The 12391-nt window shown below is 67.2% G+C and carries 13 protein-coding genes; 10 read left to right on the top strand and 3 right to left on the bottom strand.

The window, feature by feature from the left end; translation table 11 throughout:
* The first annotated feature begins 3 nt into the window (after window positions 1–3).
* The 6 genes from DK26_RS27490 to DK26_RS27515 all read left to right on the top strand — a co-directional run bounded on the left by DK26_RS27490 (window position 4) and on the right by DK26_RS27515 (window position 7585).
* Complete coding sequence (locus DK26_RS27490) at window positions 4–1692, top strand: thiamine pyrophosphate-binding protein (protein WP_066479838.1); 1689 nt, start codon at window positions 4–6, stop codon at window positions 1690–1692.
* Window positions 1693–1723: 31 nt separating this feature from the next.
* Window positions 1724–2785, top strand: a complete 1062-nt coding sequence (locus tag DK26_RS27495; RefSeq protein WP_066479841.1) for a histone deacetylase family protein — start codon at window positions 1724–1726, stop codon at window positions 2783–2785.
* A 38-nt stretch (window positions 2786–2823) separates the two neighbouring features.
* On the top strand, window positions 2824–4254 hold the full coding sequence (locus tag DK26_RS27500; protein ID WP_066479842.1) for an aldehyde dehydrogenase family protein: 1431 nt from the start codon (window positions 2824–2826) through the stop codon (window positions 4252–4254).
* An 89-nt stretch (window positions 4255–4343) separates the two neighbouring features.
* Window positions 4344–5030, top strand: coding sequence for a GntR family transcriptional regulator (locus DK26_RS27505; protein ID WP_066479844.1), 687 nt, complete (start codon window positions 4344–4346; stop codon window positions 5028–5030).
* A 123-nt stretch (window positions 5031–5153) separates the two neighbouring features.
* On the top strand, window positions 5154–6245 hold the full coding sequence (locus DK26_RS27510) for a phosphotransferase (RefSeq protein WP_198162424.1): 1092 nt from the start codon (window positions 5154–5156) through the stop codon (window positions 6243–6245).
* 5 nt (window positions 6246–6250) lie between these two features.
* A complete protein-coding gene (locus tag DK26_RS27515; RefSeq protein WP_066479849.1) occupies window positions 6251–7585 on the top strand; it encodes an aminotransferase class III-fold pyridoxal phosphate-dependent enzyme in 1335 nt (444 codons plus the stop codon).
* A 170-nt stretch (window positions 7586–7755) separates the two neighbouring features.
* On the opposite strand, the gene DK26_RS27520 is transcribed toward DK26_RS27515, so the two are convergent.
* From DK26_RS27520 to DK26_RS27530, 3 genes are all read right to left on the bottom strand, one after another.
* Window positions 7756–8094 carry a metalloregulator ArsR/SmtB family transcription factor gene (locus tag DK26_RS27520; protein WP_248310124.1) on the bottom strand — a complete coding sequence of 113 codons (339 nt, stop codon included), beginning with the start codon at window positions 8092–8094 and terminating at the stop codon, window positions 7756–7758.
* 276 nt (window positions 8095–8370) lie between these two features.
* Window positions 8371–8865 (bottom strand): tRNA (N6-threonylcarbamoyladenosine(37)-N6)-methyltransferase TrmO, encoded by a 495-nt coding sequence (gene tsaA, locus DK26_RS27525; protein ID WP_066479852.1) that lies wholly within the window; start codon window positions 8863–8865, stop codon window positions 8371–8373.
* Window positions 8866–8871: 6 nt separating this feature from the next.
* The gene (locus DK26_RS27530; RefSeq protein ID WP_066479859.1) at window positions 8872–9078 is read right to left on the bottom strand and encodes a molybdopterin-binding protein; all 207 of its coding nucleotides are present in this window, start codon (window positions 9076–9078) and stop codon (window positions 8872–8874) included.
* A 172-nt stretch (window positions 9079–9250) separates the two neighbouring features.
* Between DK26_RS27530 and modA the strand changes: the two genes are divergently transcribed.
* The 4 genes from modA to DK26_RS27550 all read left to right on the top strand — a co-directional run bounded on the left by modA (window position 9251) and on the right by DK26_RS27550 (window position 12351).
* The gene (gene modA / locus DK26_RS27535) at window positions 9251–10036 is read left to right on the top strand and encodes a molybdate ABC transporter substrate-binding protein (protein ID WP_248310126.1); all 786 of its coding nucleotides are present in this window, start codon (window positions 9251–9253) and stop codon (window positions 10034–10036) included.
* Window positions 10033–10731 carry a molybdate ABC transporter permease subunit gene (modB, locus tag DK26_RS27540; protein ID WP_066479862.1) on the top strand — a complete coding sequence of 233 codons (699 nt, stop codon included), beginning with the start codon at window positions 10033–10035 and terminating at the stop codon, window positions 10729–10731. Before modA ends, modB begins: the two co-directional genes overlap by 4 nt.
* The gene (modC, locus tag DK26_RS27545; protein ID WP_066479864.1) at window positions 10728–11816 is read left to right on the top strand and encodes a molybdenum ABC transporter ATP-binding protein; all 1089 of its coding nucleotides are present in this window, start codon (window positions 10728–10730) and stop codon (window positions 11814–11816) included. The genes modB and modC overlap by 4 nt, the downstream gene beginning before the upstream one ends.
* A 154-nt stretch (window positions 11817–11970) precedes the next feature.
* On the top strand, window positions 11971–12351 hold the full coding sequence (locus tag DK26_RS27550) for a winged helix-turn-helix domain-containing protein (protein WP_066479875.1): 381 nt from the start codon (window positions 11971–11973) through the stop codon (window positions 12349–12351).
* Window positions 12352–12391: the final 40 nt, after the last annotated feature.

The following is a 12391-nucleotide window of genomic DNA, read 5'->3' on the forward strand; positions in this document are numbered from 1 at the left end:
GCAATGCCCGTCAGGTCCGGTGGCGACATTCTCGTCCGCCATCTCATGCTCAACGGCGTGCGCCGTGTCTTCATGGTCGCCGGCGAGAGCTTCCTGCCCTGCATCGACGCCCTCTACGAGAATCGCGATGCGATCGACACCATCTCCTTCCGCCAGGAGGCCGGGGCGGCCTTCGCCGCCGAGGCCCATGGCAAGCTGACGGGCGAAGCTGGAATCTGCTTCGTCACGCGCGGCCCGGGCGCAAGCAATGCCTGCATCGGCGTGCACACCGCCTATCAGGACGGCACGCCGATGGTGCTGTTCATCGGCCAGATCGGCTCCGACACCGTCGAACGCGACTGCTTCCAGGAGGTCGACTACCGGCGCATGTTCGGGCCGATGGCGAAATGGGTCGCCAGCATCGACCGCACCGACCGGATTCCCGAATTCGTCGCCCGGGCCTTCCAGGTCGCGCGCAGCGGGCGCCCCGGCCCGGTGGTGCTGGCGCTGCCGGAGGACACGCTCTGGGGCAAGGCCGCGGTGGCCGATGTCCCGCCGGCGGAACCCGCCCATCCCCACCCAGCACCGGCGGAGATCGAGCGCCTCGCGACATTGCTTGCGGCAGCGGAGCGTCCGTTCATGATCGTCGGCGGTGCGGGCTGGAACGAGCCGGCCCTCGCCTCCATCCGCGACTTTGCCGAGCGTTTCGACCTGCCGGTCGGCGTCTCCTGGCGGCGGCTCGAATGCTTCGACAACCGCCACCCCAACTTCGCCGGCCATGTCGGCTACGGCATGGATGGCAAGCTGGCGCGGCGCCTGGCGGAGGCCGACCTGCTTCTCGCCGTCTGCACCCGCCTCGACGAGCCGACGACCGAGGGCTACGTGCACGTCGCCAGCCCCCTGCCGCGCCAGAAGCTCGTGCATGTCCACGCCGATCCCAATGAGCTTGGCCGGGTCTATCGGCCGGAGCTCGCCATGGTCGCCGATCCCACCGGGTTCGCGGCCGCGGTCGCCGGGCTTTCGCCCAAGGGGAGCCTTCGCTGGGCCGGCGCCGCCAGGGCCGCCAATGACGAGTATCTGGCGACGCTGGTGCCCGGACCGATGCCGGGCGAAACCAACCTCGCGGAAATATCGGCCTCGCTGCGTCCGAAGCTGCCGAGGGATGCCTGTGTGACGCTCGGCGCCGGCAATTTCGCGCTGTTTCCGCACCGCTTCCTGCAGTTCTCGGGACTGGGCACGCAGGCCTCGCCGATCTGCGGCGCGATGGGCTACGGCCTGCCGGCGGCCATCGCCGCCAAACTCGCTTTCCCGCAACGCCAGGTGCTCTGCTACGCCGGTGACGGCTGTTTCCAGATGACGATGCAGGAACTCGGAACCGCGGCGCAGAACAGGCTCGGGATCGTCATCCTGGTGTTCAATAACGGCATGTGGGGCACGATCCGCCAGCATCAGGAGCGCGAGTATCCGGCAAGGGTCTTCGGCCTATCACTGACCAATCCCGACTTCGCGGCGCTGGTGCGGGCCTATGGCGGGCATGGCGAAACCGTGGCGCAGACCGGTGACTTCATGCCGGCCTTCGAACGCGCACAGGCTTTCGCCGAACGCGAGTCGATGCCGGCGCTGATCGAGATTCGCTACGACCCGGACGGAATCACGCCGGACACCACGCTGGTGGCGGTGCGGGCTGCCGCGCTGGCGCGGGCAGCCGCCTAGGCCGGGAACAGGACGACAGGAGCAAGGCGCCATGCGAGCATTCTTTCATCCCGACCAGAGCCTGCACGATCCCCAGCAGTTCATGCAGGTCGGCCGCATCCGCGAGCCGAAAGACCTGCCGAGCCGCACCGCGGCGTTGCTGGGCGCGCTGCAGCAGCGCGGCATCGCGCCCGAGCAGCCCTCCGATTACGGGTCGGCGCCGGCATTGACCGTCCACACGCAAAGCTATCTCGACTTTCTGGAAAGCGCTTTCGAGCGCTGGCGCAAGGTTCCCGAGGCCGGTCCCGAGGTGCTTCCCAACGTCTCGCCCTATTGGAACGGCCGGCCGGATACGGCGCATCGCCGGCCATGCCGCTCCAACTGGATCGTCGCCGAAGCCGGTTATTATCTCGGCGACATGGCGGTGCCGATCGGCCCGAACACCTGGCGCTCGGCCCTGCGCTCCAACCACACCGCGGTCGCTGCAGCCGATGCCGTGATCGCCGGCGAAGCGGCGACCTATGCCCTGTGCCGCCCCTCGGGGCACCATGCCCGCGCCGACCGGGCCACGGGCTTCTGCTATCTCAACAATGCGGCGACCGCCGCCGAGCGGCTACGCGGGCGCTTCGGCAAGGTCGCGGTGCTCGATGTCGACGCCCACCATGGCGACGGCACGCAGGAGATCTTCTATCGCCGAAGCGACGTGCTGACCGTCTCGATCCACGTCGATCCCAACAGCTACTACCCCTACTATATCGGCTATGCCGACGAGCATGGCGACGGTCAGGGTGAAGGTTTCAACGTCAACCTGCCACTGCCCCCCAAGGCGAGCGACGCAGCTTTCCATGGCGCCGTCGATACCGCTCTAGCGCAGATCAAGGACTTCGGCGCCGAGGCGCTCGTGCTGGCGCTCGGCTACGACAGCCATCGCGAAGACCCCATCGGCCTGCTCGACGTCTCGACAGCCGGCTTCCGCGGCATTGGCGAGCGGATCGGCGCCGCAGGCCTGCCGGTCGTGATCGTCCAGGAAGGCGGCTACCAGATCTCGGTGATCGGCGATTGTCTCGGGCAGTTCCTGGACGGGCTGCGCGGCGCTTCTCCTCTGGCCCGCTGAAGCCGGCCGGATCGCCTTCCACGGAGCAGGAACAGCTCATGACTCATAATCTCCAGTTCTACATCGACGGCTCCTGGGTCGAACCGTCCGGAAGCGACACCCTCGAGGTCGTCAACCCGGCCACGGAGGAAGCCTATGCCCGCATCGCGATGGGCGGCCGAACCGACGTCGACAAGGCGGTCGCGGCAGCGCGGCGCGCCTTCGCCTCCTATTCCCGCACCAGCCGAAAGGAGCGGGTCGAACTGCTCAGCAGCGTCATCGCGGTCTACAGGAAGCGCTACGACGAGATGGCGGCCACCATCTCCGACGAGATGGGTGCCCCGCTCGGCTTCTCCCGCGATGCCCAGGCGGCCGCCGGCCTCGGTCACCTCTCGCAGGTCCTGGAGGTCCTCAAGACCTACGAGTTCGACGAGATCATCAACCGGACGCTGGTCACCCGCGAGCCGATCGGTGTTTGCGCCTTCATCACGCCGTGGAACTGGCCGATGAACCAGATCACCTGCAAGGTGGGCCCGGCCCTGGCCACCGGCTGCGCCATGGTGCTCAAGCCCAGCGAAGTCGCCCCGATGTCCGGGCTGCTCTTCACCGAGATCATGCACGAGGCGGGCGTCCCCGCCGGCGTCTACAACATGGTCAATGGCGATGGCCCCTCGGTCGGCGCCGCGCTGTCCTCGCATCCCGATGTCGACATGGTGTCGTTCACCGGCTCGACCCGGGCAGGCATCGCCGTGGCACGCGCCGCCGCCGATACGGTGAAGCGCGTCGCGCAGGAACTGGGCGGCAAATCGCCGAACATCATCCTGCCCGGCGCGGATCTGGCGAAGGCCATCACCCATGGCGCGCGCCAGTGCTTCAGCAATAGCGGCCAGTCCTGCAACGCCCCGACGCGGCTGCTGGTCCCGAGAGACCAGCAGGAAGCGGTGATCGAGATCGCCCGCAAGGTTGCGGAGCAGACGGTCGTCGGGAATCCGCGCGAGGCGAGCACCACCATCGGGCCGGTCGTCAGCCAGGTGCAGTTCGACAAGATCCAGGCGCTCATCGAGGCCGGCATCGCCGAGGGCGCCCGCCTGGTGACCGGTGGCCCCGGTCGCCCCGAGGCACTCAACCGCGGCTACTATGTCCGCCCGACGATCTTTGCCGATGTGCGCAACAATATGACGATTGCACGCGAGGAGATTTTCGGGCCGGTATTGTCCATCCTGCCTTACGGGACCGAGGAGGAGGCCATCGCCATCGCCAACGACACGGTCTACGGGCTGTCGAGCTATGTCACCGCCGGCGATCTCGAGCAGGCGCGCAGGGTGGCGCGCCGGATCCGCGCCGGCATGGTGCACCTCAACGGGGCGCCAGGCGACCTTGCGGCCGCCTTCGGCGGCTACAAGCAATCGGGCAATGGCCGGGAATGGGGCAAGTTCGGCTTCGAGGACTTCCTCGAGGTCAAGTCGATGTTCGGCTTCGAGGCTGCCTGAGGTCCGGTCAGGGCGCGGCGAGGTGACGAGCCTGGCCGCGCAGGACCGGCCCCGAAGCCGGGACGCCGTCAAGCTTATGGGGAGCTATCGTGACTTTCGAGCATCGGGTAGTCGGCCAGAACAGTCTCGGCGGCAGCGTGTACCAGCACATCGCCGAAGCACTGACCAAAGGCGCGCTGAAGCCCGGAGACCGTCTCAAGATCCGCGATCTCGCCCAGCAGATGGGCACCAGCGTGACTCCCGTGCGCGACGCGGTGCTCCGGCTCGTGCATGAAGGGGCGCTGGCGCTGCGGAGCCCGCGCGATATCCGCGTCCCCAGCCTGCCGCAGGAGCGATATCTCGAGATCCGCACGATCCGCCTGAAGCTCGAGGGCCTGGCGGCGGAAGGCGCCGCCACGAACGCGACGCCGGCCGACATCGCACGGCTGGAACGGCTGACAGAGGACAATGAGCAGGCCCTGGCCCGCAGCGAATTCACCCGCGCGACGGCGATCAACCAGATCTTCCATTTCGAACTCGCCGAGATCGCCGCCATGCCGATTCTGCGTGGCATCCTGCAAAATCTGTGGCTCCAGATGGGGCCCGTCATCGCCGCCGCCTATGCCGATGGCGGACGGACGATGATCGAGCATCACTACGACGTCATCGAAGCGATCCGGCGCCACGAACCCCAGGCGGCGAAGCGGGCGATCCGCGAGGATATTCTCGCGGGAGGCGACGTCATCCTCAACAACCACATCCTGATCCCGCCCGACGGCGCAGGCCCGCAGTCCTAGCCGATCACGAAACCTCGCCTTGATGACGCTTTTCCCCTTGGACCCGGACGATGGCGAGCCTTCCACCATCGGACCGGACTGCCAGCGGTGGCGGGAAAGCGCTCCGGGAACCATCAAGATGCAATGCCGGCTCAGGGCGATGCGTCCAGGAAACTTGCCATGACCACCAGCCATATCTTGGAACCGAGCGTCCTGCTCGACACCGCCTCGCCGGAGTTGTCGCTGCATGATGTCGAGCGCATAGCCCGCGACGTCTTCGGCCTGGTCGCAGAGGCCGCGGAACTGTCGGGTGAGCGCGACCGCAACTACCATCTGCGCGCGGGCGATGCGCATTATGTGCTGAAGGTCAGCAACCCCGCCGAAGATCCCGGGGTCATCGACTTCCAGACCAAGGCGCTGCTCCACATCGCCGCCGTCGACCCCGAGCTGCCGGTGCCCCGCCTGCTGCGCACCCGCACCGGAGCCGCCGAATGGTGGCTCGAAGGGGCGGGCGCCGCGCCGCGCCTCGTCCGGGTGCTCTCGTATCTGCAGGGCGTCCCCATGCAGAAGGCAAGCCCCGGCAAGGACCTGCAGCACGCGCTCGGGCGTCACACGGCGCGCCTCGATCTTGCGCTACGCGGCTTCTTCCATGCCGGTGCCGGCCATAAGCTGATGTGGGACCTCAAGCACGCGAACACCGTGCGCCCCTTGCTCGTGCATGTTCAGGATCCGGCGCAGCGGTCCCTGGCCGAACGCGTGCTCGACCGTTTCGAACACCACGCCCTGCCCCGGCTGCCCGGCCTGCGCGCGCAGGTGATCCACAATGATCTCAATCCGCACAATGTGCTGGTGGCGCCCGACGATCACAGCCGCATCGCCGGCATTATCGACTTCGGCGACATGGTCCACGCGCCGCTGATCAACAATCTGGCGGTCGCCGCCGCTTATCAGGTCTCGGAAGCCGGTCACCCGCTGGAAATGGTGGCGCCGATGGTCGCCGCCTATCACCGGCTCGTGCCGCTGGAGCCCGTCGAGCTCGACCTGCTCTTCGACCTCATTACGACGCGCATGGTTCTGACCGTGGCGATCTCGGGCTGGCGCGCCGCCCGATACCCTGAGAACCGCGCCTATATCCTGCGCAACAATCGGCAGGCCTGGGCGCGATTGAACTGCTGCGACACGTTGGACCGGGCGCAGGCCCAAGCCTATCTGCGCCAGGCCACCCGGGTGGAGTGACGACAATGACCATGATCAACGCCTACGATCCCGCCACCGCCGACGCGCTGGCCGCGCGCGAACAGGAGATGGTCGAGCGCCGCCGGCGCCTGCTCGGTCCGGCCTATCGGCTCTTCTATGCCGATCCGGTGCATGTAACCCGCGGCGAAGGCGTCTGGCTCTACGACCCGGAGGGCCGAGCCTATCTCGACGTCTACAACAACGTCGCCTCGGTCGGGCATTGCCACCCGCATGTGGTCGCAGCGCTCGCCGATCAGGCCCGCCAGCTCAACACTCACACGCGCTATCTGCACGAGGCGGTGCTGGACTATGCCGAGCGGCTTTTGGGATATTTCCCGGCCGAGCTCGGGCATGTCATGTTCACCTGCACGGGCAGCGAGGCCAACGATCTCGCCTTCCGCGTGGCCCGCGCCCATACCGGCGGGACCGGTTTCATCGTCACGCAGTTCGCCTATCACGGCGTCACCAATGCCATCGCCGAGATGTCTCCCTCGCTCGGCGCCGGCATGAAGCTCGGCCAGGGCGTCTACCGGGTGCCGGCACCGGACGCTTACCGCAACCCGGACCAGGATGTCGGCAGCATCTTTGCCGACCATGTACGCGAGGCGCTCGCCACGATGCGGGCCGACGGCGTCAAGCCGGCGGCGCTGCTGGTCGACACGATCTTCTCCAGCGACGGCGTCTTCGCCGATCCACCGGGTTTCCTGCGCGAAGCGGTCGAGGCGGTGCGCGAGGCCGGCGGCCTCTTCATCGCCGATGAGGTCCAGCCCGGCTTTGGCCGAACCGGCCACGGCATGTGGGGCTTCCAGCGCCACGGGCTGGTGCCCGACATGGTCACCCTCGGCAAGCCGATGGGTAACGGGCATCCGATGGCGGGCATGGTCGCGCGGCCGGAAGTCCTTGCGCGCTTCGGCGAGCGCCTGCGCTACTTCAATACCTTCGGCGGCAATCCGGTTTCCGCCGCCGTCGGCATGGCGGTCCTGGATGTCATCGAGCGCGAGAAGCTGATCGAGAACGCCGCGGCGGTCGGAGCCCATCTGCGCGATGGCATTCAAGCCCTGGCCCAACGACACCCGATCATCGGCGATATCCGCTCCGCGGGTCTGTTCGTGGGGACCGAACTGGTACGCGACCGCGCAACACGCGAGCCCGCGACCGAGGAAACCGCCAGCATCGTCAACGGGCTGCGTGCGAGGCGGGTGCTGATAAGCGCCGCGGGGCCGGCCGCCAACGTGCTCAAGATCCGGCCGCCGCTCGTCTTCTCCAAGGAGAACGCCGATCTCTTCCTCGCCACCCTGGACGAGGTCGTGACCGAGGTCGCCAACGGCACTGCGGCCTGAAATCCCCCCAACCGATTGCCACGAGAGATCTCAGTTCATGGCGATCCGGCGAGCCGCCAGCCGGGTCGCAGATGCGGACGACATTCCGAACGCCTGACCGCGGGCGTCTTTCCCGGCACCATGGTCGCAGGAGGCTTCTTGCGAGCTGACCTCCAGCTCGGCGGCGGAAGCTAGCCGAGCCGGATCCTGGAATTCCAGTTCACGTCCGGCTGGCCGACCTCCATCGAGATCGCGGCCTTGAGCAGATCGCGGATGTTCTCGCTGATCAGCCTGTAGATGACGCTCCTGCCGTCCCGGCGCGTTGCCACGAGCCCTTGAAGGCGGAGCCTGGCGAGTTGCTGGGACACGGCCGCCTGCGGGAGGTTGAGGATCGCCTCCAGCTCGGTGACGGATCGTTCGCTCTCGGCGAGCTGGTAGAGCAAGAGCAGCCGCGTCCGATGCGCGAGAGTCTTGAAAAGCTCGCTTGCATAGTCCGCCTTCGCCCGCTGTTCGGCAACGCGAGGAGCCATCTCCGGACCCAGCTTCTCGCCTCCCGCCGCCAGCATCCGAGCCCCGTGGTCTCGATCCACTTTCGTATCAACTCCATGCCATCGTTATATTCAAGATAATATAACCAATGACATTGCGGCGTGTCGATGCCGTTGCCCCCGCAACATCGGCCAACACGCGCCGCGCGCCACGTGAGTTCCGTGGCCGACCTCGGTGATCCCTGCTGCATCTCACGGCAGGCGCGCGCCACCGTTGCCCCCAGCAAGGACGGGGGCGACGCAGATTGGTGAAGATGCTTATTCGCCGGTCTGGAAATCGCCGGGTTGCGGTGGCGCTATCGGCGTGAACAGCGTTCGGTCCGGCTTGATGTCGAGCAGCGGCGTGTCGTCGAGACAATCCAATCCGCGGACCAGCAGGGTCGCGTTCTCGCGCCCCGTGAGCGTCACGATCGACGTTCCGATCGGGTTCGGCCTCACCGGCGAGCGCAGGGCGAAGGTGCCATGCACCTCGCCATTATTGGCAGGGCTCTGGCGCACCAGGTCGCGGCGCGACCGGTGCAGCCAGTAGAGCACTTCCAGCCTCTCGAAGCGCTCGATGCCGTCGAGCGCCTGGCCCCATGGCGCGAAGAGCTCGATCCGGCAGAGCGGGCCATCGTGCCGCCCCTGCCGGGGGCAGGTCAGCCGTGAGGTCCAGGGTGTGCGAATGCGGCCGATGAAGACGAGGCCGGCATCCGTCGCCGCGGGTGCGGCGACAGCGACCTCGGCGTCACGGATTTCATTTTCCCGGACCATTGCCTGTCAGTCGATGGCGATCATCACGTCGGAGGCCTTGACCACGGCATAGGCTTTCTGGCCGACCGCCAGCTTGAGCTCGTCGACGGCCGCATTGGTGATCGCCGAAGTCACGATCGTGCCCCCGATATCGAGGCGCACGTGAGCGGTCGTCGCGCCCTTCGTGATCTCCACGATCGTTCCCTTGAGCTGATTGCGAGCGCTGATCTTCACGGTGATGTCTCCGTTGCTGGGCAGGTTGGCCGAATTTCGTATCGAAGCAGCAGGCGGCCTTGTCCAGCTGTCCCAAGGTAGCCTCTCGACCTGCCGGCCCATTGGCTATATCCAATCAAACTGAACGTACACGAACCGGGAGAGGACGAGAACCATGATGATCCGCCGCCAGATGATGGGAATGGCCGCCGCCTTCCTGATCGGTCTCGTCCCTGCCGTCGGCACGGCCCAGGCGCAGACGAAGGAGCTCGTGATCTTCGCCGCCGCCAGCCTGAAGAACTCGCTCGACGAGATCGCGGCGAACTGGGTCAAGGAAACTGGCAAGCCGGCGCCCAAGATTTCTTATGCCGCGAGCAACGCGCTCGCCAAGCAGCTCGAGCAGGGAGCCCCGGCCGATCTCTTCCTCTCCGCCGATCTGGACTGGATGGACTATGCGGCCGGCAAGGGCCTGATCAAGCCGGACACCCGCGTGACGCTGCTGGCGAACCGCATCGCGCTGATCGCGCCCGCCGATGCTGCGGCCTCCGTCACGCTCGCGCCGGGCGTCGACCTCGCCGCCGCGCTCGGCCAGGGCAGGCTCGCCATGGGCAATGTCGATTCCGTTCCGGCCGGCAAATACGGCAAGGCCGCGCTGGAGAAGCTCGGCGGTTGGGACAAGGTCAAGGACAAGGTGGCGCAGGCCGACAATGTCCGCGCCGCGCTGCTCCTGGTCTCGCGTGGCGAAGCCCCCCTCGGCATCGTGTACACGACGGACGCCGCCGCCGACCCCAAGGTCAAGGTCGTGGCGGTTTTCCCCGAGGATTCGCATCCCCCGATCCTCTATCCGGTCGCCATCACCAAGGATTCGGCCAACGCTGACGCGAGCGGCTTCCTGTCTTATCTGCGCAGCAACGGCCCCAAGGCCTCCTTCGAGAAGCAGGGCTTCACGGTGCTGAACAAGCCCGCCAGCTCTTCGTGAGCGACTGGCTTTCGCCGGAGGAATGGACGGCGGTCAGGCTCAGCCTGATCGTCGCGACGACGGCGATGCTGGCGAGCCTGCCTCTCGGGCTCGCGGTCGCCTGGCTGCTGGCGCGCGGGCGCTTCTGGGGCAAGTCGCTGCTCGACGCGGTCGTTCACCTGCCACTGATCCTGCCACCCGTCGTAACCGGCTACCTCTTGCTGATCTGGTTCGGCCGGCGTGGTCCGGTCGGGCAGCTTCTCTATGACTGGTTCGGCATCGTGCTATCGTTCCGCTGGACCGGCGCGGTGCTCGCCTGCGCCGTAATGGGCTTTCCGCTGATGGTCCGGGCGATCAGGCTCTCGATCGAGGCGGTCGATCGCAAGCTCGAGGATGCCGCCGGGACGCTCGGGGCCAGTCCGTTCTGGGTCTTCCTGACCGTGACGCTGCCGCTCTGTCTGCCGGGCGTTCTCGTCGGCATGATCCTGTGCTTCGCCAAGGCGATGGGCGAGTTCGGCGCCACCATCACCTTCGTTTCCAACATCCCCGGCGAGACGCAGACCTTGCCCTCCGCGATCTATACCTTCACGCAGGTACCCAATGGCGATGCCGGCGCGATGCGGCTGACGCTGATCTCGATCGCGATCTCGGTCGCGGCCTTGTTCGTCTCGGAGTGGCTGGCGCGCGCCGTCGGACGTCGGATCGCAGTCGAATGAGCGAGGTCATCGAGGTTGCCGTCCAACATCGGCTCGGCCAGTTCGCGCTCGATGCCGCCTTTTGCTCGGATGGCCGGCTGACCGCCTTGTTCGGCCGCTCCGGCTCGGGCAAGACCTCGCTCGTCAACATCATCGGCGGGCTGATTGCGCCGGAGCGGGCGCGTGTCGTCGTGGACGGCGAGGTTCTGGTCGACACCCAGGCCGGGACCTTCGTACCGAAGCATCGCCGCCGCATCGGCTACGTCTTCCAGGAAGCGCGACTGTTCCCGCATCTCAGCGTCCGCCAGAACCTCCTGTTCGGGCACTGGTTCTCGCCACGCAGCGCCAGGGCCAGCAGCGATCTCGACGGTGTGCTCGGCCTGCTCGGGATCGGCCACCTGCTGGAGCGCCGGCCGGGAGCGCTTTCCGGCGGCGAGAAACAGCGCGTCGCAATCGGCCGAGCATTGCTGTCGCGGCCGCGCCTCCTGCTGATGGACGAGCCGCTCGCTTCGCTCGACGAAGCGCGCAAGGCGGAAATCCTGCCCTACATCGAGCGCCTGCGCGACGAGATCGGTGTTCCCATCGTCTACGTCTCGCATTCCGTCGCCGAGGTGGCACGGCTGGCGACCACGCTGGTGACCGTCGATGCGGGCAGGGTCACGGCCTGCGGTCCGACCGCCCAGGTGATGTCCCGGCTCGATATCGCCGGCTTTTCGGGCGCGGCAGAGGCCGGCTCGATCATCGAGGCCGGCATTGCCGGCCATGACGAGGTCTATGGGCTGACCCGGCTGGAGACGCGCGCCGGATCACTGCAGGTCGCGCGCATCGGGCTGTCCCCCGGAGCGAAAGTCCGCGTCCGCATCCTCGCCAGCGACGTGCTGATCAGCCTTGCCCCACCCGTCGGCGTCAGCGCGCTCAACATCCTGCCCGGCACCGTGGTCGAGATCGGCGCGCGCCGCCCCGGTGGCGCGGTCGAACTGCTGCTCGACTGCGCCGGGGAAAGGCTGCTTGCCCGCCTGACCGCCAAATCCGTCGACGCCTTGGCGCTCGCCCCCGGCCGCGCGGTCCATGCCGTGATCAAGAGCGTCTCGATCGACGCGCCCTGACCGGCCGCACGGTGCCTATGAGATGCCCGTCGAGCTTCATGCAGGCCGGGCTCTCGACGAGACGGCCCCGGTTGCGATCGATCGGGCACCGTTTCGGAGCGGTGCCATTCGCTGGAAAATGTTTAGAATGGGGGCAAGCGCAAAGGATACCGTTATGCCCGACCCCGTCCAGCAGAAGCCGGCTGCCGCGATCAGCGTCAGGGTCGACCTGGCGTCGAGCGGCCGGCTCGGGCCGGGCAAGATCGACCTTCTCGAGGCCATCGAGGAGACCGGCTCGATCTCCGGCGCAGGGCGATCGATGAAGATGTCCTATCGCCGCGCCTGGCTGCTGGTCGACGACCTCAATCACATGTTTCGCCAGCCCCTGGTCGAAGCCTCGACCGGAGGCGCCAATGGTGGTGGCGCTCATCTGACGCCGATGGGGCGCGAGGTCGTCGCACATTATCGCGCTATCGAAAGCAAGGCCCTGAAAGCCGCCTCGCTTCACATCGAGGCGCTGCGGGAAGCGGCCGCGGAACCCGCTCCCGCGTCGTGACGCCCTGAAGCCCCCGCGGAGGCATGCCGGGATAAGCATG

The organism is Allobosea sp. WAO (assembly GCF_001509835.1).
GTDB lineage: Bacteria > Pseudomonadota > Alphaproteobacteria > Rhizobiales > Beijerinckiaceae > Allobosea.

What these genes read in the sequence shown, in the direction of transcription:
- tsaA (WP_066479852.1), bottom strand. Translation starts at nt 8,865, where the DNA reads ATGGTCCGGGAAAATGAAATCCGTGACGCCGAGGTCGCTGTCGCCGCA.
- DK26_RS27520 (WP_248310124.1), bottom strand. Translation starts at nt 8,094, where the DNA reads ATGGCTCCTCGCGTTGCCGAACAGCGGGCGAAGGCGGACTATGCAAGC.
- DK26_RS27495 (WP_066479841.1), top strand. Translation starts at nt 1,724, where the DNA reads ATGCGAGCATTCTTTCATCCCGACCAGAGCCTGCACGATCCCCAGCAG.
- DK26_RS27490 (WP_066479838.1), top strand. Translation starts at nt 4, where the DNA reads ATGCCCGTCAGGTCCGGTGGCGACATTCTCGTCCGCCATCTCATGCTC.
- DK26_RS27515 (WP_066479849.1), top strand. Translation starts at nt 6,251, where the DNA reads ATGACCATGATCAACGCCTACGATCCCGCCACCGCCGACGCGCTGGCC.
- modA (WP_248310126.1), top strand. Translation starts at nt 9,251, where the DNA reads ATGATGGGAATGGCCGCCGCCTTCCTGATCGGTCTCGTCCCTGCCGTC.
- DK26_RS27500 (WP_066479842.1), top strand. Translation starts at nt 2,824, where the DNA reads ATGACTCATAATCTCCAGTTCTACATCGACGGCTCCTGGGTCGAACCG.
- DK26_RS27550 (WP_066479875.1), top strand. Translation starts at nt 11,971, where the DNA reads ATGCCCGACCCCGTCCAGCAGAAGCCGGCTGCCGCGATCAGCGTCAGG.
- modC (WP_066479864.1), top strand. Translation starts at nt 10,728, where the DNA reads ATGAGCGAGGTCATCGAGGTTGCCGTCCAACATCGGCTCGGCCAGTTC.
- DK26_RS27510 (WP_198162424.1), top strand. Translation starts at nt 5,154, where the DNA reads ATGCCGGCTCAGGGCGATGCGTCCAGGAAACTTGCCATGACCACCAGC.